We start from the raw sequence: 20,132 nt of genomic DNA, 5'->3' as shown, positions 1-20,132 counted from the left end.
GCCCTCGGGCTCCGGCCTGTCGGTTCCTCCCTTCCCTTCCGGCCCTTCCCGCCTTATAGCAGCGCCCTTGAACGGATGGAGCCCGGACGGATGCAAGGCAGCGCGAACCTCAACCTGATGATCAAGGCGGCCCGCAAGGCGGGGCGCTCGCTCGTGAAGGACTTCCGCGAGGTCGAGAACCTGCAGGTCTCGTCCAAGGGGCCGGGCGACTTCGTGTCCAAGGCCGATCGCGAGGCCGAGCGGATCATCCGCGAGGAGCTGATGGGCGCGCGCCCGACCTACGGCTGGCTCGGCGAGGAGACCGGCGAGGCCGCCGGTCAGGACCCGACCCGGCGATGGATCGTCGATCCGCTCGACGGGACGACGAACTACCTCCACGGCCTGCCGCACTGGGCGGTCTCGATCGCGCTCGAGCACAAGGGCGAGATCGTGGCGGGCGTGATCTTCGACGCAGCCAAGGACGAGCTCTACTGGGCCGAGAAGGGCGCGGGCGCCTGGATGAACGAAAGCCGCCTGCGCGTCTCGGGCCGACGCCACATGATCGAGGCGATCTTCGCCACCGGCGTGCCCTTCGGCGGCCGCTCCACCCTGCCTGCAACGCTGCAGGATCTGGCCCGGCTCATGCCCACCTGCGCCGGCGTGCGGCGCTGGGGCTCGGCGGCGCTCGACCTCGCCTATGTGGCGGCGGGCCGCTACGACGGCTACTGGGAGCGCGGCGTGAGCGCGTGGGACGTGGCGGCGGGCGTGGTGCTCGTGCGCGAGGCCGGCGGTCTGATCTCGGGCATCCGCGAGGATCAGAACCCGATCGACGGCTCGCTCATCTGCGGCAACCAGAACCTGTTCGAGCCCTTCCGCAAGGTCATCCGCGGCGAGTGAGCCGCCCCGCCCGGAAGGGCGGGCGGTGGAGCGCGGCCGGCGGCCGTGCCGGACGTGGCTTGCTCTGGTTGGCTCGCTGAAGCGGTCCTCCTGACGCGCGTCGACGCCCTAGCAGGATACCTGCCCGCACCTGCGCCACCCTCAGGGAACGGCGGAGGGACGCCCTCCCGGCGTGCGTCGGCCGCATCGGTGCCCGGACCTGTCAGGACCGCCAGGGGACGCTGGCCAGCCTCCCTCAGCGGTCGGACGGGTGGTTCACCCCGTCCGTCCACGGCACCTCCCCCAGATCGCGCGGATTGACGCCCTCGAGGATCGCCACATTCACCCCGTATTCCTCGGGGTTCGACCGCCGCTGGTGGTGGGTGTAGATCCCGCAGGTCCGGCAGAACCAGTGTTTCGCCGTCCGGGTGCCGAACTGGTAGAGCGTGAGGTTCTCCGCGCCGCGCACCACCCGCAGATCCGAGAGCCGCGCGGTGGCCGCAATGGCGCCGCGGCGGCGGCAGAAGGAACAGTCGCAGCGCCGCGCATCGGCGAAGCCGTTCAGGAGCTCGACCTCGATCTCGACCGCGCCGCAGTGGCAGGTGCCTTTCATCGCTTTCTCCGCACAAGAGGGACGTTCGAGCGCGGCAGCGCCGCCTCGGGATGGGGAGGCAGCCCGTGGGTGCGCTGCCAGAAGGCCGGCCCGCCGCGGGCGATGAAGGCGGGCAGCGTGAGCAGGATGCCCGCGCCGAAGCCGCCCGCATGGGCCCAGTAGGCCACGCCGCCCTGATCGGTCGGCACCGCCACGCCCGAGACGATCTGGAACAGGAACCAGAGCCCGAGCAGCAGGAAGGCCGGGACGGGAATGATGCGGAAGAAGATGACGATGATGATGAGCACATCGACCTTCGCCCTCGGAAAGAGGAGGAGATAGCCCCCCATCACCCCGGCGATGGCGCCCGAGGCGCCCACCATGGGGATCCACGAGAAGGGATCGGCCAGCACCTGCGCGCCTGCCGCCGCAAGCCCCGCGGCGAGGTAGAAGAGCGAGAAGCCGCCGTGCCCCAGCACATCCTCGAGATTGTCGCCGTAGATGTAGAGAAAGAGCATGTTGCCGAGCAGATGCGCCCAGCCGCCATGGAGGAACATCGAGGTCAGAAGCCCCTCGTAGCCCTGCCCCTGCATCAGTTCCGCGGGCACGAGGCCCCAGTCGAAGAAGGCGGCCTCCAGCGCCAGAGGCGAAGCCGAGCCGTAATGCATCGCGAGAAAGATCAGGACATTCGCCGCGATCAGCGCATAGGTCATATAGGGCGTGCGGCCCGAGGGATTGTGGTCGCGGATCGGAAACATGGCGCAGCGTTTCCGATCCCGTGCGTGCCGTCAAGCGCGGAACGCAGCCCTGCGGATGCCGCCGGACGCGATCGCCCGGACCGCGCCAAGGCAGGGGCAGCCCGGGCGCCGGAGCCCATCCCCCTGCGCCGGACGGGCGGGCGAAGACGCCGCCCGCCGGCCCCGTTCGGGATCCGTCTTTCTCCAGCGCACGGGCCGCTTCCTCCGCAGCCGCGTGCGGCGGCCGGGCCTCCTACCGCCCGCCGGAGGCCGCGGCGAGAAGTTCGGCATTGCCCCCGAGGCGGTGGTGTCGATGCAGAGATGCCGCTCCACCGCGACATGGGCCTCGTCGGGCAGGCCGCCGATCAGCGGCAGGATCGCCCCCTCGCGCGACGCCAGCGCCTGCGCCCGGGGTCGCGCGTCCCCGGCCCCGCCCCAGAAGAGCGCGCCCGCGAAGCCGCGAAGCGTGGCCAGCGCCTCGGGCGCGAGGCCCGGCGCCTCGACCGCGAGCCCGCCGAGCGTGCGCACCGCCTCGGCCTGCGCCCGGGCGGCGGCCGCGCCCGGCCCGAGGCAGAGGAGCGGCGGACGGCGGAGGAGCGAGAGGCGGTTCGACTCGCCCGTGGGCCCCGGCAGTGCGTGGGTGCCGATGAGCTCTCCGGCCTTGGGCGCGAGGCGGTCGAGCGCCGCCTGCACCTCGGCCGCGGGCTGCGCGGGCGCCTCGCTCCCGGCGCAATCCGGCGCGGGCCGGCTCACCAGCCGCGCCAGATAGGCCGGGCCGCCCGCCTTCGGCCCGGTGCCCGAGAGCCCCTCGCCGCCGAAGGGCTGGCTGCCCACCACGGCGCCGATCTGGTTGCGGTTGACGTAGATGTTGCCCACCCGCAGCCGGCCCACCAGCGCCTGCACCCGGTCGTCGATCCGGCTGTGCAGGCCGAAGGTCAGCCCGTAGCCCGTGGCGTCGATCTCGGCGATCACCCGGTCGATCTCGGTGGCGCGGAAGGTCGCGACATGCAGGACCGGCCCGAAGATCTCGCGGTCCATCTCGCGGATCGAGCCCACGCGGATCACCGTCGGGCCGACGAAGGTGCCGCGCGCGGGCACCGCCAGCTGCTTCAGCACCCGCCCCTCGGCGCGGGCGGCGGCGATCCAGTCGCGGATGCCCGCCTGCGCCTCGGCATCGATCACCGGGCTCAGGTCGGTTGCCAGATCCCAGGGCTCGCCCGCCTGCAGCTCGTCCATCGCGCCGAAGAGCATCTCGAGCACGCCCTCGGCCACATCCTCCTGCAGATAGAGGCAACGGAGCGCCGAGCAGCGCTGGCCCGCCGACTGGAAGGCCGAGGCGAGGATGTCGCGCACCGCCTGCTCGGGCAGCGCGGTCGAATCGACGATCATCGCATTGAGGCCGCCGGTCTCGGCGATGAGCGGGGCCGCGGGATCGAGATGGGCCGCCATGCTCTGCCGGATCGCCCGCGCCGTCTCGGTCGAGCCGGTGAAGACCACGCCCCCCACCCGCGGATCGCGCGTGAGGGCCGCACCCACCGTCCCGCCCTCGCCCGGCAGAAGCTGGAGCGCGGTGACGGGCACGCCCGCCCGGTGCAGAAGCTCGACCGCGAGAGCCGCGATCAGCGGCGTCTGTTCGGCGGGCTTGGCCAGCACCGCATTGCCCGCCATCAGCGCGGCCGCGATCTGGCCGGTGAAGATCGCAAGCGGGAAGTTCCAGGGGCTGATGCAGACCACGGTGCCCAGAGGCGGCGCAGTCAGCGCCTCGCCCTCGGCCGCATAGTAGCGCAGGAAATCCACCGCCTCGCGCAGCTCGCCCACCGCATCGGGCAGCGTCTTGCCCGCCTCGCGCGCCAGAAGGGCGAAGATCGGGCCGAAGCTCGCCTCGTAGAGGTCGGCCGCGCGGCGCAGCACCTCTGCCCGGTCCTCGGGGCGCGCCTCCCACGGCACGGCATGATGGAGCGCGGTCTCCACATCGGGCAGGCTCGCGGGCAGCACATTGCCCACCCGCGCCCCGGTGGAAGGATCCGTCACCTCGGCCCGCTGCCCGCCCGCGAGCGATTCCGCGAGGATCGGCCGCGCATCGAACAGCGCCGTCCGGTGGGGGCTGCGCGCGCTCTCGATCAGCGCCAGATCCTCGGCCGAGGCGAGATCGAAGCCGCGCGAGTTCCTGCGCCCGGGAAAGAGGTCGGTGCCGGCGCGCAGCACCGGGTTGCGCACGGGCTCCGTCCGCTCCATCGCGGTGAGCGGGCAGGCCGCCACCGCCTCAGGGCTCACGCTCTCATCGACGATCTGGTTCACGAAGCTCGAATTGGCCCCGTTCTCGAGCAGGCGGCGCACCAGATAGGCCAGAAGATCGCGGTGCGCGCCCACCGGCGCATAGATCCGGCAGCGCGTCTTCTCTTCGGTCAGCACGAGGTCATGCAGCCGCTCGCCCATGCCGTGCAGGCGCTGGAACTCGAACGGGCGCCCCTCGGCCAGCTCGAGGATCGCGGCCACCGTATGGGCATTGTGGGTGGCGAACTGCGGATAGATCCGGTCGGACATGGAGAAGAGCTTGCGGGCCTGCGCGATGTAGCTCACATCCGTCGCCATCTTGCGGGTGAAGACCGGGAAGTCGTCCAGACCCAGCACCTGCGCCCGCTTCACCTCGCCGTCCCAGTAGGCGCCCTTCACGAGCCGCACCATCAGCTTGCGGTCGAGCCGCACGGCCATGCCATAAAGCCGGTCCAGCACCTCGCCCGCGCGGCGACCGTAGGCCTGCACCACCACGCCGAACCCGTCCCAGCCCGCAAGCGACGGCTCGGCCAGTGCGGCCGCGATCACCTCGAGCGAGAGATCGAGCCGGTCGGCCTCCTCGGCGTCGATGTTGAAGCCGAGGCCCGCCGCCCGCGCCAGCCCCGCCAGCGCCGTCACGCGCGGCACGAGCTCGGCCAGCACGCGGGTGCGCTTGGCCACCTCGTAGCGCGGATGCAGCGCCGAGAGCTTGACCGAGATCCCCGGATTGTCGCGGATGTCACGGCTCTTCGCCGCCGCCGCGATGGCGGTGATGGCGCGCGAATAGGCCAGATGATAGCGCCGCGCATCGGCTTCGGTCCGGGCAGCCTCGCCCAGCATGTCGTAGCTGTAGCTGTAGCCCTTGGCCTCCAGCTCGGCCGCGCGCGCCATCGCGCCCTCGATGGTCTCGCCCAGCACGAACTGGCGCCCCATCTCCTTCATGGCGCGGGCCACGGCCTTGCGGATCACCGGCTCGCCCAGCCGCCGCACGAGGCCGCGCAGATGGCCCGCCACGCCCGGCTCGCGGTCGTCGAGCACCTTGCCCGTCAGCATCAGCGCCCAGGTCGAGGCATTGACAAGGCTCGAGGCCGACCGCCCCAGATGCCGGTTCCAGTCCGAGGGCGCGATCTTGTCCTCGATCAGCGCATCCATCGTCTCGGCATCCGGCACCCGCAGCAGCGCCTCGGCCAGGCACATGAGCGCGATCCCCTCGTCGGTCGAGAGGCCGTATTCCGCAAGGAAGCCCTCCATCAGCCCGGGCCGCGATCCCTGACGGATGCGGCGGACGAGATCCGCCCCGCGGTCCACGATGCGCGCACGGGCGGACGGGTCGAGATCGGCCTCGGCGATCAGGCGCGCCACGAGGCCCGCCTCGTCGAGAGTGTCGGAAGAGGTGGGATGGACAGCGGCGGCGAGCATGGACGGACACTCCTGTTTCGCCTAGATTACCGTGCAATCGGAAGCCGTTCGTCCCGATTATCGTCAAGAAGCAGCCGATACGGCTGAAGATGGAGGCTCAGGCAGGCCGAATGCAACTGGAGCTCGACCGGTTCGACCATGCGATCCTGCGCGTGCTGGCCGCCGATGGCCGCGTGAGCGCCACGGAACTCGCGCGGCGCATCGGGCTCACGAAATCGCCGACCCAGGCCCGGATGAAGCGGCTCGAGGCTGCGGGGGTCATCACGGGCTACGGCGCGCGCCTCGATCCGATCCGGATGGGCCTCGCCCATGTGGCCTTCGTCGAGGTGAAGCTGTCGGACACGCGCGAGAGCGCGCTTCAGGCCTTCAACCGCGCCGTGCTCGCCGTGCCCGAGGTCGAGGAGTGCCACATGATCGCCAGCCGCTTCGACTATCTGCTGAAGGTCCGCACCGCCGACATTCAGGATTACCGCCGGGTGCTGGGCGAGAAGCTCTCGACCCTGCCCTTCGTCGCCTCCACCTCGACCCATGTCGCAATGGAATCGGTGAAGGAGGCCCGCGGCTGAGGGGCGCAGACGCACCGCAGCCCCTGCCCCAGCGCGGAGATCGCGCCACACGGGCAAGGCGCCTGCGGGCGGCTGAGCTTCAGGCAGGACAGAGACGCCGTTCGCCGTCAGGGGGCGACGTGTCGCGCGCCGGCACTTGCACGGACGTAGGCGCCCTGATCTTCGGTCGAACAGCTCCCCGATCCCGCTCGGCGCGGGCGCCGGTGCGCAGCACCGGCAGAGGTCATGATCTCAGGAAGAAGTGGCAGCCCGTAGGGGAGTCGAACCCCTCTTCCCAGGTTGAAAACCTGGTGTCCTAACCGATAGACGAACGGGCCATCCGGACGAAGCGGTGTCTAGGCGACTCGTCCGCCGGGCGCAAGAGGCAAAATCACCGGTCGATGCGCTGACCCATGATGGCGATGGCCTGCTGATAGACCGAGGCCGCATTCCACTCGCGGATGACCGCGAAATTGGGCTCGCCCGGCTGGTAGCCGAGGCCCGGCTGCCAGCCCTTCGCGGCGAGGAAGTTCGCGGTCGAGGCCAGCGCATCGGTGAGGTTCGTCAGATCCACCCGCCCGTCGCCGTTGCCGTCCACGCCATAGGTCAGCGCATTGCCGGGCAGGAACTGGGTGTGGCCGATCTCGCCGTGCTTGGCACCCACCGACGCGGTGCTGATCGAGCCACGATCGACGAGCACCAGCGCCGCCAGCAGATGGGGCGTGAAGAAATCGCTGCGGCGGCAGTCATAGGCCAGCGTCGCGATGGCCGAGACCACGTTCGTGTCGCCCATGAAGTTGCCGAAGCCCGTCTCCATGCCGTGAATCGCGAGGAGCACGCCCGCGGGCACGCCGTAGCGACGCTCCAGCGCGGCATAGAGGTCGGGCGACTTGGCCTTGCGCGCGCGGCCCTGCTTCACGATCGTCTCGGAGCCGCGCACCTGCATGAACTTGTCGAGGCTGTATTTGAAGCTCTTCTGGTTGCGGTCCGCCGCGATGGTGCGCGAGGAATAGGACGTGCCCATCAGCGCCGCGATCCCGCGCTGGCCCACGCCCACCGCCGCGGCCTCCTGCGCCATCTGCGGCTTCCAGCTCTCGTAGTTCGCGCCGGTATCGCTGCAGGGCGCAGCCGCCACCGGCCCTGCCAGAAGGCCGGCCACAAGGGCGAGGGAAGCGGGGCGGAGGCTGGAAATCATCGGGCAATCCCTTGTTGAAGAACGGGCTGACTGTAGGCCGGGCGCCGTGCCGCGCAAGAGGGTCCTACGCCTTTCGCACGAGAAGTTGTCGAGCCGCCTCGCCCCTGCGGCGAGAGGCGCGGAAACCCTCTCGTGACGGCTCAGGGACGGCGCAGAGCCGCCCGTCCGAAGCCCCCGCCCGGAGGGAGGTGAGTCCGAGCCGGAAGGTCGAGAATGGGAGGTTTATTCTTGACGTTTTTATGACAAACGGGATCATCTTTCATCATTAAGCAAAATTATACCGAGGAACGTTCTCTTGCTCGCATCCCTTGCCGCGCTCGACCTTCACATTTCCCTGTTCGTGAACAGCGCCATGGGCAGCCTGCCGACCTTCGACCAGCTCCTGCACATCGTCGAGCGCAACAGCCTGTTCAAGGGCGTCTTCTCGATGATGCTCTTCTGGGGCCTCTGGTTCGCGGCAAGCCGCGATGTCGCCCGCACCCACGCCCGCCTGCTGGCCACGCTCGTGGTGGCCGTGCTGGCCGTGGCGGTCGGGCGCACGCTCGCGATGGTCCTGCCCTACCGGCCGCGGCCGATCCACGACCCGGATCTGGGGTTCCTGCTGCACAGCGGCCTCAGCCACGAGACGCTCGACGGCTGGAGCTCGATGCCGAGCGACCATGCCGTGCTCTATTTCGCGCTGGCGACGGGGATCTTCCTGGCCCACCGGGCGGTGGGCGTGGTGGCGCTCCTCCATGCGATCTTCATCATCTGCCTGCCGCGGATCTACTTCGGTCTGCATTATACCGGGGACATCGTGGCGGGGACGATCATCGGCATCGCCATGGCCGTGGTGCTGGTGCCCGTCCTCGCCCGGCAGTTCCAGCGGCTCGACCTGCCCGGCTATGCCGCAAGCCACGGCGCGCTGTTCTATCCGGCGGTCTTCTTCGTCACCTGGCAGGTGGCGCTGATGTTCGGCCCGGTGCGCGACCTGCTGCGCGACCTCGCCGCCGCCCTCGCCTGACGGGACGCGGAAAGGGCCCGGCCCGAGCCACCGTCGGCTCCGGCACGCCTGCCCGATCCGGCCCCTTTCCGCGGCCGCCCCGGGCGCGCTAGTCTCCGGCCCGGATCACGGGGAGAGACGGATGGAGCGGACGGCAGCAGGGCAACCCTTCGCGCAGGGGCGGCACGGGCAGGCGCCCGGCGCGGGGCGGGCGGCATGAGCGACTTCCTTCAGGGCCTCTTCAGCCTCACGGGCCGGCGCGCCATGGTGACGGGCGCGAGCCGCGGGCTCGGGCAGGCCATCGCTCTGGGCCTCGCCGAGGCGGGGGCCGATCTCGTGCTGACCGCCCGCGCGGCAGGCGCGCTCGAGGAGACGGCGGCCCGCATCCGGGCGCTGGGGCGCGAGGCGCTCTGCCTCGCGCTCGACCAGTCCGACCCGGCCTCGGTCGCAGCCCCGATGGAGGCCGCCGGGCGGATCGACATCCTCGTGAACAATGCTGGCACCGAGGAGGTCTGCCCGTCCGAGGCGGTCACGCCCGAGCTCTGGGACCGGATCCTCGACACGAACCTCCGCGGCGCCTTCTTCGTCACGCAAGCGGCGGCGCGTGGGATGCTGGCCCGCGGACAGGGGTCGATCGTCAACCTCTGCTCGCTCACCTCCTTCGTAGGCGTGCCCACGGCCGTGCCCTACGGCTCGTCGAAGAGCGGGCTTCTGGGCATGACGCGGGCGCTGGCGGCCGAATGGGCCCCGCGCGGGGTGCGGGTCAATGCCATCGCGCCCGGCTACTTCCGCACCGCCCTGACCGAGGTTTTCTATCAGAATGAGGATTGGGCGCAGGCGATGCAGGCCAGGATCCCGCAGGGCCGCTTCGGGGAGGGCCGCGATCTGGTGGGCGCTGCCGTCTTTCTGGCCTCGGATGCCTCGGCTTACGTCACCGGCCAGTGTCTCGGCGTCGATGGCGGCTATCTCGGCTCGATCTGAGAGTCTGGCCCTTGCCGCCCGGGGCAAAACGGGTGCAAGTAGCACCTGACCGCCGAAAAGCCGGAGAAATCGCCCCATGACCCCCCTGCCCCGCCCCGACCGAGCGCCCGAACCGGGGCAGCCCGCGGTGCTGGTGCGGGATGTGGACATGGATTTCGGCAGCGGCCCGCTCGCCGTGGCGGGCGCGAGCTTCGCGCTCGCCCGCGGGCGCTTCCTCACCATCCTCGGCCCCTCGGGTTCGGGCAAGACCACGCTCCTGCGGATCATCGCGGGCTTCCAGCAGCCGACCCGCGGCGAGATCCGCCTCGGCGGGCAGGCGGTCACCGCCACCGCCCCGCACCGCCGCTCGATCGGCATGGTGTTCCAGAAGCTCGCGCTCTTTCCCCACATGACGGCGGCCGAGAATGTGGCCTTCCCGCTCAAGATGCGCCGCCACGATCCGGCGACCATTCCGGGCAAGGTCGAGCGTTACCTCGATCTCGTGCGGCTGGGCGGGCTCGGCGGGCGGCGCATCCACGAGCTTTCGGGCGGCCAGCAGCAGCGCGTGGCCATCGCCCGCGCGCTGGTGTTCGAGCCCGAACTTCTGCTGCTCGACGAGCCGCTGGCCGCGCTCGACCGCAAGCTCCGCGAGGAGATGCAGCTCGAATTCCGCCGCATCCAGAAGGAGCTGGGCGTCACCACGATCAACGTGACCCACGACCAGCGCGAGGCGCTGGTCGTGTCCGACGAGATCATCGTGATGGATCACGGCCGCATCCAGCAGCATGCCCGCCCGGTCGAGATGTATCGCCTGCCCGCCAATCCGTTCGTGGCGGGCTTCGTCGGCGTCTCGACCTTCCTCGAGGGTCGGCGGACCGCCACCGGCCTCGACGCGGGTGGGGCGGCCTGCGCCGGCACGCCCGTGGGCGCGATCCCCGAGGGCGCGCCCGTGCAGGGCGCGATCCGGGCCGAGCAGATCCGCATCGAGGCCGACCCGGCGCGGCTTGCCGGCTGCGACACGGTCCTGCGCGGGATCGTGCGCGACACGATCTTCGAGGGCGAACGGCTCCTCTATCTCGTCGAGGTCCCGGCGCTCGGCCTCGCGCTGCAGGTCTATCACCACGACCCCGAGGAATTCGCGCTGTTCGACGCCGGGGCGGAGGTGAGCCTCGGCTGGAATGCGCGCGATCTGCTGATCTTCAACCGGCAGGATGGCCGGGACGGACGATGACCCCAACAAGGAGAGGACCATGATCCACAGACTCACGCGCCGCGGACTGCTCCGCGGCACCGCCGCGGCGGGCTCGGCCGCCCTCCTCGGCTCGGTCACGGGCACCCGGCTCTGGGCGCAGGAGCCCGAGAAGCCTGCCGAGCTCATCGTCCGCGCCTGGGGCGGAAGCTGGGTCGAGGCGCTGAAGGCGGGCGTCTCGGATCCCTTCACCAAGGCCACCGGCATCGCCGTGCGCCACGACCTGACCGAGGACAACGAGATCCAGCCGAAGGTCTGGGCCGCCGTGGCGCAGGGCCGCGTGCCGCCGATCCACATCAACTGGGACACGACGACCAACGCCACCAAGTCGGCGCTGCGCGGCGTGACCGAGGATCTGTCGGGCCTGCCGAACCTCGCCGCCACCACGGATCTCGCCAAGCCCGTGGGTCTCGACGGCTATCCGATCGTGAACACCTACGGCTATGTCTATGTGCTGGCCTATCGTCCCGAGGTCTTCCCGGACGGGCCGCCGAAATCCTGGGAGGTGCTGCTCGAGCCGCGCTTCAAGGGCCGGATCGCGCTCTACAACGACGGGATCGGCTTCCACTTCCCGGCGCAGGTCGCAGGCGGCGGCAGCCTCGAGGACATTCCGGGCAACATGCAGCCCGCCTGGGACTTCATCGCCAAGGTCAAGGCGCAGCAGCCGCTCCTCGGCGAGGATCCGGACTTCACCGCCTGGTTCCAGAACGGCGAGATCGATCTGGCCTGCACCATCTCGACCAACGCGCGCGAGGCCCGGAAGAACGGCGTGGATATCGCCTGGACCGTGCCCGAAGAGGGCTGCAAGTTCGACACCGACGGGCTCTGGATCCCGAAGGGCCTGCCCGAGAACGAGCTCTACTGGGCCAAGCAATACATCAACTTCGCCATCACGCCCGAGGCGCAGCAGGTCTGGCTCGACGGGCTCGGCCTGCCGGGCGTGGTGCCGGGCCTGACGCCGCCCGCCGATCTTGCGGACGACCCCTCCTATCCGACGAAGCCCGAGGATTTCGAGCATCTGATCCGGGTTTCGGCACAGGTGCAGGTCGAGAACGAGAGCGACTGGTTCGCGAAGTTCAAGGAGATCATGCAGGGCTGAGGCGCGCCCCCACGAGTTGCCGGCTGTCAACACGGCCGCCGGTACCTCGGCAGGCGAGGGCGCGCAGAAACGGACGAACCCCGGCCGGACGCAATGCGCGCGCCACGTCGCGTCCAAGCCTCCGGCCGGACCCGTCCCACCGTCCGGCAAACCCGTCCCGGCCTCCAGCAGAGCCCGCACCGGCCCCGGACCTTGCCCGCGCTCCCTCCGTCCCTTCGACCCGCCTCTCCCCGTCCCGGCTCCGCCGTCCGCCCGATCCGCCCGCCCTTTCCCTTCGACCCACCCGCTTCCTCTCCGCCCGGCACCGCCGCCCGTCCGATCCCGCTTCCCGTCTACCCGCCCGCCGCTCCTTCCCGGTTCCGCCGCCCGCCCGATCCGCCAGCCTCTTCCCGTCCACCCGCCCGACGGTTCTCCTCCCGGTTCCGCCACCTGCCCGATCCGCCCGCCGCTTCTCCTCCCGGCTCCGCCGCCCGCCCGATCCGTCCGCTCCTCTCCGCCGCCTGCCTGATCCGCCAGGCTCTTCCCTTCGATCCGTCCGCTGCCGCCAAACGAGACCGCCATGTCCTCCTTCCGCTATCCGCTCCGCTGGCGCCTGATGGATGCGCTCGAACGGGCGGCCGACCTGCTCTGGCCCGAAAGGCTCTCGCGCTTCACCGGCTGGCTGATGATCGCCCCCGCGCTCCTCCTCGTGGGGCTTCTGGTGCTGGGGCTGGTCGAGATGGCCGACGGGTCGCTCCGCACGCTCGACCGGGCGACCTTCCTGCCGTCCGAGGAGCTGAGCCTCGCCAATTACGAGACCGCGCTCGGCTCGGCCACCTACTGGCGCGTCTTCGGCCGCTCGATCCTCGGCGCCACGCTCGCCACCGCGCTCACGCTCGCGCTGGCCTTTCCCTATGCCTATGCGCTGGTGCGGGTGCCGGGGGCGGTCACGCGCAAGGCGCTGCTCGTGGTGCTGTTCCTGCCCTTCTTCATCGGCCAGGTGGTGCGCGCCTACGGCTGGCTCATCATCCTCGGCAACGGCGGCATGGTGAACGAGGCGCTCGGGCTCGTGGGCATCGCGCCGCAGCGGCTTCTCTTCAACTTCTCCGCGGTGGTCTTCGGGCTCGTGCAATATCTGCTGCCCTTCGCGGTCCTGATGCTCGCCCCCGCCCTGACCGCGATCCCCGCCGAGACCGAGACGGCAGCGCGTTCGCTCGGCGCCTCGTGGCTGCGGACGATCTGGCATGTGGTGCTGCCCATGGCCCGCCCGGGGCTGATCGGGGCCGGGCTCGTGACCATGACGCTCGCCCTGACCGACTTCGCCACGCCCGCGATGCTGGGCGGCGGCTCGCAGGATTTCATCGCCAATGCGATCTACGACCAGTTCTTCCGCACGGCCGATCAGGGTCTGGGCTCGGCGCTGGCGCTGATGCTGGTGGCGGCGGGATCGGCCATCGTGGCGCTGGTGCTGGGTCTCTTCGGCGCGGGCACGCTCGCCATGGGGGCACGCAGATGACCACGGCCGGCCAGCGCCTCGCAATCTGGAGCCTCGTCTGGATCTCGATCCTGATCCTCTCCGCCCCGACGGTCGTCGTCCTCGGCGCCTCGGTCACTTCGGGCAACATGATCGCCTTTCCGCCCGAGGGATTCTCGCTCAAATGGTATGAGAAGATCGCGATGGCCCGCGACCTGCGGCAGGCCTTCGGCCGCTCGCTCGTGGTGGCCACGGTCTGCACGCTGGTGGCGCTGCCCGTAGGCACGCTGGCGGGGATCGCCCTCTCGCGCTACCGCCTGCGCTTCGCCAATGCGCTGCAGGTCTATCTGCTTCTGCCCTTCACCGTGCCGCTCATTGGCTCGGGCATCGGCCTCATGCTCGTCTTCGGCGAATGGCGGGTGCTGGGCAGCCTCTGGCCGGTGGGCGTGGCCTGTGCGGTCATCAACCTGCCCTTCCTCGTCTGGTCGGTCTCGTCGAGTGCCACGCTCCTCGACCCCGACCTCGAACATGCCGCGGCCAACTGCGGCGCGGGCCGGGTGCAGACCTTCCTGCATGTCACGCTGCCCGCCGTCATGCCCGGCGTCATCACCGGCTCGCTTCTGATGTTCATCCTCGCGATGAACGAATTCCTCGTGAGCCTGCTTCTGACCGACGCCCGCACCGTCACGCTGCCGGTGCAGATCTACAATTCGATCCGCTCGATCATCACCCCCGATCTCGCCGCCGTCTCGGTCGTCTTCATCGTGATCGCGGGCGCCGCGATCGCAGTGCTCGACCGGCTGGTGGGGCTCGAGATCTTCCTGAAATCCAAGTGAGGTAGCCCCATGGTCCAGGTCAATTTCCAGGTTCTCGCCGAGCTCGACGCCGCCGGGCGCGCGGCGCTGCTGCGCCGGTCCGAGACGGACCTGTCGATGTTCCTCGAGAAGGTGGGCCCGATCCTCGAGGCGGTGCGCACCGAGGGCGACGCGGCGCTCGTCCGCTTCGGGCGCGAACTGGACCGCGCCGAGGGGCTGACGCGCGAGGGTCTGAAGGTGACCGAGGCCGAGTTCGACGAGGCCTTCGGGCTGGTCGAGCCCGAGATCGTCGCGGCGATCCGCTTCGCCATCGGCAACATCCGCACCTTCCACGAGGAGCAGGCGCCCGAGCCCATGTGGCTGAAGGAGCTGCGCCCCGGCGCCTTCGCGGGCGACCGGTTCACGCCGATCCGGTCGGTGGCGCTCTATGTGCCGCGCGGCAAGGGCTCGTTCCCGTCGGTGACCATGATGACCTCGGTGCCGGCGGTGGTGGCGAAGGTGCCGCAGATCGCGATCTTCACGCCGCCTGCGCCGGACGGCAGGGTGGATGCGGCGACGCTGGTCGCGGCGCGCCTCGCGGGCGTCGAGACCGTCTACAAGGTGGGCGGCGCGCAGGCGGTGGCGGCCGCGGCCTACGGCACCGAGACCGTGACGCCCGCGCTGAAGATCGTGGGTCCCGGCAGCCCCTGGGTGGTGGCGGCCAAGCGGCTTCTGGCGGGCGTGATCGATCCGGGCCTTCCGGCGGGCCCGTCGGAATCGATCATCCTCGCCGACGAGACGGTGCATGGCGGGCTCGCCGCGCTCGACCTGCTGATCGAGGCCGAGCATGGCCCCGACAGCTCGGCCTGGCTCGTGACCCACTCGCGGCAGGTGGCCGAGGAGGCGCTGGCGGCGCTGCCGGGCCACTGGTCGGCGATGACGCCGCAGCGGGTGGACTTCTCGCAGGCCGTGCTCTGCGGGCGGGCGGGCGGCATCGTGCTGACCGGCTCGGCCGAAGAAAGCCACGCCTTCGTCAACGATTACGCGCCCGAGCATCTGCAGATCCTGTCCGAGAAACCCTTCGAGCATCTGGGGCGGATCACCGAGGCGGCGGAGGTGCTGATGGGGCCGCACACGCCCATCACCATCGCGAACTTCTGCCTCGGGCCGAATGCGGTGCTGCCCACCTCGCGGGGCGCGCGCACCTGGGGGCCGCTCTCGGTCCATGACTTCCTGCGCCGGAGTTCGGTCGGCTATGTCACCGCCCCCGCCTATCCCGAACTGGCCGAGGTGGCGAAGCGGCTTGCGGAATACGAGGGCTTCTCGTCCCACGCCAACGCCGTGGGCCCGATGCGCGACGCCTATCTGAAGCGCTGAGATGACCTCGCGCACCGCCCAGATCCGCGCCACCGCCCGCAGCGACCGGCGGGCGGCCGAGGACATGCTCGCCCGGCTGATCCACGACCTCTTCGGGATCGCGGTGCGCGACCTCGCGATCAACCTCGACCGCTATTCGCTGAATTCGCTCAACGGCTTCTTCGAGAGCGACGAGGGGCCCTGCTTCTTCAAGTTCCATCAGGAGGAGGGCGAGGAGGCGATGCGCGGCGAATATTACCGCGCGGATCTGCTGGCCGAGGCGGGCCTGCCGGTGGACCGGCCGATCCGGGTCTCGTCGCTGCCGGGCGAGCAGATCCTGATCTATCGCCGCCGGTCGGATCCGCGCTTCTCGGACCTGCTGCGCGGGCTCGATCTGGCGCCCGACGCCGCGGCCATGGCGCGGGCGCTGGAGGCGGAGGGGGTGCTGAACGACCGGCTGCTCGCCGTGGCGCAGGAGAGCCTGCATCCGATCACGCCCACCCAGTCGCAGGCCGAGCCCATCCACCGGCTATTTCACGAGCGGCTGGTCGAGCCCGGCAGCCGGGCCTATCCGGGCGGCCGGCTTTCGGGCTTCTATGTGGGCAAGGACTTCGAGCTGCCGGGCCTGACGCTGCCGTGGGAGGTGCTGGCGCACGCGCCCCTCGTGATCGACGGAATGGCCTACGACCGCACGCTGGCCCAGCTCTTCGATGAGGCCCATGCGCGGCTTGCGCCCGAGCGGCTGGCGGATGCGGGCGGGATCACCGCCCATGGCGACGCGCACAACGCCAATGTCTGGTATGAGCGCGGGGCCGAGGCGGACCGCCTCGTCTTCTTCGATCCGGCCTTCGCGGGCAGCCATGTGCCCTCCTTGCTGGCCGAGGTGAAATCCACCTTCCACAATATCCTCGCCCATCCGCTCTGGCTCTACGATCCCGAGGAGGTGGCGCCGCGCTGGCAGGTCACGGCGCGGCTTCAGGAGGGCGCGCTGCATCTGGACAGCGACTGGCAGCCCGGCGCGCTGCGCGAGGGGCTTCTCGCGGTGAAGGCCCGGCGGTTCTGGCGCCCGTGGCTCGCCCATCTGGCGGCGAAGGGCCTGCTGCCGCCCGACTGGGAAGAGGTGGTGCGGCTCGCGCTCTTCCTCTGCCCGACGCTGGTCATGAGCCTGCGCGCGGGGCCGGGCGCCGGGCCGCACACGCCCGCCTCCTCGGCGCTGGGGCTGATGGCGGCCGTCCGCGCGGGCGCGCGGCCCGTCGCGGGCGAGGATCGGCTGGTGCGCTTCTTCGACGCGGTCCGCCCGAGGGGCCTTCCGGTGCAGGGTTGAGCGGAGGGGCCCGGACGCTGCGTCGCAGAACTGAGAGGCGGCGGTCACAAAACCGTGTCCTCGCCATGTCATAGGGCGGTCAGCCGGTCCCGGTGCCGGCTGCCGCCCGTGCCATCAGTCGAAGGACGCGCCCATGGACATGACCCTCCTGCCGCCGCCGCGCCGTCACCGCAGCCTGTTTCTGTCCGACCTCCACCTCGGCTCGCGCGGCTGCCGCGCCGACCGGATCCTCGCCTTCCTGCGCGACCATACCGCCCCCGACATCTACCTTGTGGGCGATATCCTCGACCTCTGGCACCCGCCCTTCCCGCACTGGACGCCGAGCCACGACGCGATCCTCGCGCTGCTGCTGGGCCGGGTGCAGCAGGGCACGCGGATCCACTATCTGACCGGCAACCACGATGCGGCCATGCGGGTCTATCTCGGCGAGCATTTCCAGCGCATCACCTTGGCCGAGGAGACGGTCCATGCGGCGGCCGACGGGCGGCGCTATCTCGTCACCCATGGGGATGCCTGCGACCCGCGCATCCTGCGCTTCCATGTCATGACGCGGATCGGCAGCCGGCTCGACTGGATGCTGCGCAACCTCGACGGGCGGCTGAAGCGGATGCGCCGCACCGCCGACCCCGAGCGGCGCAGCCTGATCGAGGCGCTGCTGAAGGGCGTCGATGCGGCGCTGGCCTTCGGCACCGCCTACGAGGAACGCCTCGTGGCGCGCGCCCGGCGCGCCGGCTGCGACGGGGTGATCTGCGGCCATTTCCACAAGCCCGCGCTGCACGAGGCCCACGGGCTCGTCTATGCCAACTGCGGCGACTGGGTCGACAGTTTCACCGCGCTGGCCGAGGACGCGGCGGGCCACCTCACGCTCCTGCAAGGCAGCCCTGCGCCCGAGCCCGCCTCCGGCTTCGCCTCCGCCTTCCCCCTTCCTGCCGAGGCATGATGTCCCTTTCCGCCGCAGCCTTCTCGCTTCTTGCCCTCCATCTAGCGGCCGCGGGCCTCGCCGCGGCGCAGGGCCGCCGCCGCCCCGCTCCGCCCTCCGCGCGCCCCTTCGTCTGCCTCCTGCGCCCGGTCTGCGGGCAGGACCGGTTCGACCGCGAGACGCTGGCCTCGAGCTTCGGCCTCGACTGGCCGGACTACGAGATCGTCTTCTGTGCCGCGCGCGAGGAGGATGCCGCCGTGCCGCTGGTGCGCGAGCTGATCCGGCTCCATCCCGGCGCGCGGGCGCGGCTCCTGATCGGCGAAGAGCGGATCACGGCCAATCCGAAGCTCAACAATCTGGCGAAGGGCTGGGCCGCCTCGCCCGCGCGGATGATCGCCATCGCGGATGCCAACCTGCTGCTGCCGCGCGACTATCTGGAGCAGCTCGCCGCCGAATGGCGGCCGGGGGTGGCGCTTGTCTCCTCGCCGCCCGCGGGCGGGCGCGCCGAGGGGCTCTGGGGCGCGCTCGAGGCGGGCTTCCTGAACGGGCTGCAGGGCCGCTGGCAGCTTGCGGCGGCGCGGCTCGGTCTCGGCTTCGCGCAGGGCAAGACCATGTATCTCGACCGGGCGCTTCTCGACCGTCAGGGCGGGCTTGCGGCGCTCGGGGGCGAACTGGCCGAGGATGTGGCGGCGACCCGGCTCGTCCGGGCGGCGGGGGGGACGGTGCGGCTCGTGCCGCGGCCCTTCACCCAGCCCATCGGGCGGCGGCGGCTGCGCGACGTCTGGGCGCGGCAGCTGCGCTGGTCGCGCATCCGGCGGCAGGGCTTCGCCGCCCTCTTCGCGCTCGAGCCCCTGCTCTCGCCGGTGCTGCCGGTTCTCATGCTCTCCGCTACGGCGCCGCTCATGATCCCGCTCTTCCTCGCGCTCTGGTATGGCGGCGAGGCGCTTCTCTGCCGCGCGATGGGCTGGCCCGCGGGGCGGCGCGACCTCGCGGCCTGGGTGCTGCGCGATCTGATGCTGCCGGTGCTCTGGGCCGCGACCTTCGCGCGGCAGGGCTTCGAGTGGCGCGGCACCGCCATGGCGCCCGCACCGGACCGGCCCGCGGCATGATCGAGCCCGGCACGGCGCTCTCGCTCATCGCGGCGCACGGGATCGCGCTGGTGGCTCCGCTGGCGCTGGTGGAGGGGCCCATTGTCACCATCATCGCGGCATGGCTCGCGCAGCGCGACCTTCTGGACCTCCGGGCGGTGGTGGCCGTCGTGGTGCTGGCCGATCTGGTGGGGGATGCGCTCGTCTATGCCGCGGGCCGCACGGGCGGCGACCGGGTGGCGCGGCTCCTGCGCCTCCGCCCCGCGCGGGTCGAGGCGCTGGCGCTGCGTCTGCGGCAGAATGCGGGGCGGCTTCTGATCGGGGCGAAGCTCACCCATGCCGCGGGGGCGGCGGTGCTGTTCGCGGCCGGCGCGGCGCGGGTGCCCTTCGGCTGGTTCATGCTCTGCAATACGGCTGCCACGTTGCCGAAGAGCCTCGCCTTCGTGGCGCTCGGCTGGTGGGCGGGCGAGAGCTACGACCGGATCGGCGCCTGGATCCTGCCGGTCTCGATCGCGCTGATCCTGACGGCGGGGACGGCCCTGCTCCTCGCCCGGAGGCGCTGCCCGTGAGCCCTCCCCGCGTGGCCTGCCTGATCCCCGCCTACAACGAGGCCGCGCGCATAGAGGGGGTGCTCTCGGTCGTGCTCGATCATCCCGCCATCGACCGGGTGCTGGTGGTGGACGACGGCTCGACCGACGGCACGGCTGCCGTGGCACAAGCGGCGGGGGCCGAGGTGCTGGCGCTGCCGCGGAACGGAGGCAAGACCGCCGCCGTCGCGGCCGGGATCGCGGCGCTCGAGGCGCGCTGGATCCTGATGCTCGACAGCGACCTTCAGGGCCTCGACCGTGCGGCGGTGAGCGCGCTGCTGGCGCCGGTTCTGCGCGGCGAGGCCGAGGTGGCGATCAGCCTGCGGAGCAATGCGCCCCTCCTCTGGCGGCTGATCGGGCTCGACTATATCTCGGGCGAGCGGGTGCTGCCGCGGGCACAGATCGCCCGGCAGGGGCCGGCACTGGCGGCCCTCCCCCGCTTCGGGCTCGAGGTCTTCCTCAACCGTCTCTGGATCGCCGAAGGCTGCCGCGTGGCCGTGGTGCGCTGGCCCGGCGTGGCGAGCCCGCCCAAGGCCCGCAAGCGCGGCCTCTGGCGCGGGATCCGGGCCGATCTCGCCATGCTGGCCGACATCTTCCGCACCATTCCCGCGCCCGAGGCGCTGCACCAGATCCGGGCGCTCCGCCGCCTGTCCCGCGGCCCCCTCCCAGAACCCCGCCACCAGCCGGGCTGAGGGCGCGCGCCG

The 20,132-nt window shown here is 71.1% G+C and carries 17 protein-coding genes, 1 tRNA gene and 1 pseudogene; 14 read left to right on the top strand and 5 right to left on the bottom strand.

Going from position 1 to position 20,132, the window contains the following annotated elements:
• Positions 1-90: 90 nt before the first annotated feature.
• On the top strand, positions 91-876 hold the full coding sequence (locus tag RSP_RS03850) for an inositol monophosphatase family protein (RefSeq protein ID WP_002719321.1): 786 nt from the start codon (positions 91-93) through the stop codon (positions 874-876).
• 235 nt (positions 877-1,111) lie between these two features.
• Here RSP_RS03850 and RSP_RS03845 read toward each other — a convergent pair whose 3' ends face one another.
• From RSP_RS03845 to putA, 3 genes and pseudogenes are all read right to left on the bottom strand, one after another.
• Positions 1,112-1,468 carry a GFA family protein gene (locus tag RSP_RS03845; RefSeq protein WP_009562919.1) on the bottom strand — a complete coding sequence of 119 codons (357 nt, stop codon included), beginning with the start codon at positions 1,466-1,468 and terminating at the stop codon, positions 1,112-1,114.
• The gene (locus tag RSP_RS03840; RefSeq protein ID WP_011337281.1) at positions 1,465-2,205 is read right to left on the bottom strand and encodes a rhomboid family intramembrane serine protease; all 741 of its coding nucleotides are present in this window, start codon (positions 2,203-2,205) and stop codon (positions 1,465-1,467) included. Before RSP_RS03840 ends, RSP_RS03845 begins: the two co-directional genes overlap by 4 nt.
• Positions 2,206-2,437: 232 nt before the next feature.
• A pseudogene (gene putA / locus RSP_RS03835) lies at positions 2,438-5,877 on the bottom strand (bifunctional proline dehydrogenase/L-glutamate gamma-semialdehyde dehydrogenase PutA).
• A gap of 110 nt (positions 5,878-5,987) precedes the next feature.
• Here putA and RSP_RS03830 point away from each other — a divergent pair.
• On the top strand, positions 5,988-6,443 hold the full coding sequence (locus tag RSP_RS03830) for an Lrp/AsnC family transcriptional regulator (RefSeq protein WP_002719317.1): 456 nt from the start codon (positions 5,988-5,990) through the stop codon (positions 6,441-6,443).
• Positions 6,444-6,685: 242 nt separating this feature from the next.
• Here RSP_RS03830 and RSP_RS03825 read toward each other — a convergent pair.
• A tRNA-Glu gene (locus RSP_RS03825) sits at positions 6,686-6,760 on the bottom strand.
• Positions 6,761-6,813: 53 nt separating this feature from the next.
• On the bottom strand, positions 6,814-7,617 hold the full coding sequence (locus tag RSP_RS03820; RefSeq protein WP_002719316.1) for a lytic murein transglycosylase: 804 nt from the start codon (positions 7,615-7,617) through the stop codon (positions 6,814-6,816).
• A 295-nt stretch (positions 7,618-7,912) separates the two neighbouring features.
• Between RSP_RS03820 and RSP_RS03815 the strand changes: the two genes are divergently transcribed.
• The 12 genes from RSP_RS03815 to RSP_RS03760 all read left to right on the top strand — a co-directional run bounded on the left by RSP_RS03815 (position 7,913) and on the right by RSP_RS03760 (position 20,120).
• On the top strand, positions 7,913-8,620 hold the full coding sequence (locus RSP_RS03815; RefSeq protein WP_011337279.1) for a phosphatase PAP2 family protein: 708 nt from the start codon (positions 7,913-7,915) through the stop codon (positions 8,618-8,620).
• A gap of 195 nt (positions 8,621-8,815) precedes the next feature.
• Entirely contained in the window at positions 8,816-9,580 is a 765-nt protein-coding gene (locus tag RSP_RS03810; RefSeq protein WP_011337278.1) for an SDR family NAD(P)-dependent oxidoreductase, read from the top strand.
• A 76-nt stretch (positions 9,581-9,656) separates the two neighbouring features.
• The gene (locus RSP_RS03805; RefSeq protein WP_011337277.1) at positions 9,657-10,790 is read left to right on the top strand and encodes an ABC transporter ATP-binding protein; all 1,134 of its coding nucleotides are present in this window, start codon (positions 9,657-9,659) and stop codon (positions 10,788-10,790) included.
• Positions 10,791-10,809: 19 nt separating this feature from the next.
• Complete coding sequence (locus RSP_RS03800) at positions 10,810-11,907, top strand: ABC transporter substrate-binding protein (RefSeq protein ID WP_002719312.1); 1,098 nt, start codon at positions 10,810-10,812, stop codon at positions 11,905-11,907.
• A gap of 559 nt (positions 11,908-12,466) precedes the next feature.
• On the top strand, positions 12,467-13,402 hold the full coding sequence (locus tag RSP_RS03795) for an ABC transporter permease (protein ID WP_011337276.1): 936 nt from the start codon (positions 12,467-12,469) through the stop codon (positions 13,400-13,402).
• Positions 13,399-14,196, top strand: coding sequence for an ABC transporter permease (locus RSP_RS03790; RefSeq protein ID WP_011337275.1), 798 nt, complete (start codon positions 13,399-13,401; stop codon positions 14,194-14,196). The genes RSP_RS03795 and RSP_RS03790 overlap by 4 nt, the downstream gene beginning before the upstream one ends.
• Before the next feature lie 9 nt (positions 14,197-14,205).
• On the top strand, positions 14,206-15,531 hold the full coding sequence (gene hisD, locus RSP_RS03785) for a histidinol dehydrogenase (RefSeq protein ID WP_011337274.1): 1,326 nt from the start codon (positions 14,206-14,208) through the stop codon (positions 15,529-15,531).
• Between the two features lies 1 nt (position 15,532).
• Entirely contained in the window at positions 15,533-16,834 is a 1,302-nt protein-coding gene (locus RSP_RS03780) for a hypothetical protein (protein WP_011337273.1), read from the top strand.
• A gap of 133 nt (positions 16,835-16,967) precedes the next feature.
• The gene (locus RSP_RS03775; RefSeq protein WP_011337272.1) at positions 16,968-17,774 is read left to right on the top strand and encodes a UDP-2,3-diacylglucosamine diphosphatase; all 807 of its coding nucleotides are present in this window, start codon (positions 16,968-16,970) and stop codon (positions 17,772-17,774) included.
• A complete protein-coding gene (locus RSP_RS03770) occupies positions 17,774-18,862 on the top strand; it encodes a glycosyltransferase (RefSeq protein ID WP_011337271.1) in 1,089 nt (362 codons plus the stop codon). Before RSP_RS03775 ends, RSP_RS03770 begins: the two co-directional genes overlap by 1 nt.
• Positions 18,859-19,410 carry a VTT domain-containing protein gene (locus RSP_RS03765; protein WP_011337270.1) on the top strand — a complete coding sequence of 184 codons (552 nt, stop codon included), beginning with the start codon at positions 18,859-18,861 and terminating at the stop codon, positions 19,408-19,410. Before RSP_RS03770 ends, RSP_RS03765 begins: the two co-directional genes overlap by 4 nt.
• Entirely contained in the window at positions 19,407-20,120 is a 714-nt protein-coding gene (locus tag RSP_RS03760) for a glycosyltransferase family 2 protein (RefSeq protein ID WP_011337269.1), read from the top strand. Before RSP_RS03765 ends, RSP_RS03760 begins: the two co-directional genes overlap by 4 nt.
• Positions 20,121-20,132: the final 12 nt, after the last annotated feature.

Source organism: Cereibacter sphaeroides 2.4.1, assembly GCF_000012905.2.
Taxonomy (GTDB): domain Bacteria; phylum Pseudomonadota; class Alphaproteobacteria; order Rhodobacterales; family Rhodobacteraceae; genus Cereibacter_A; species Cereibacter_A sphaeroides.
This window is presented reverse-complemented; position numbering and strand designations above follow the sequence as displayed.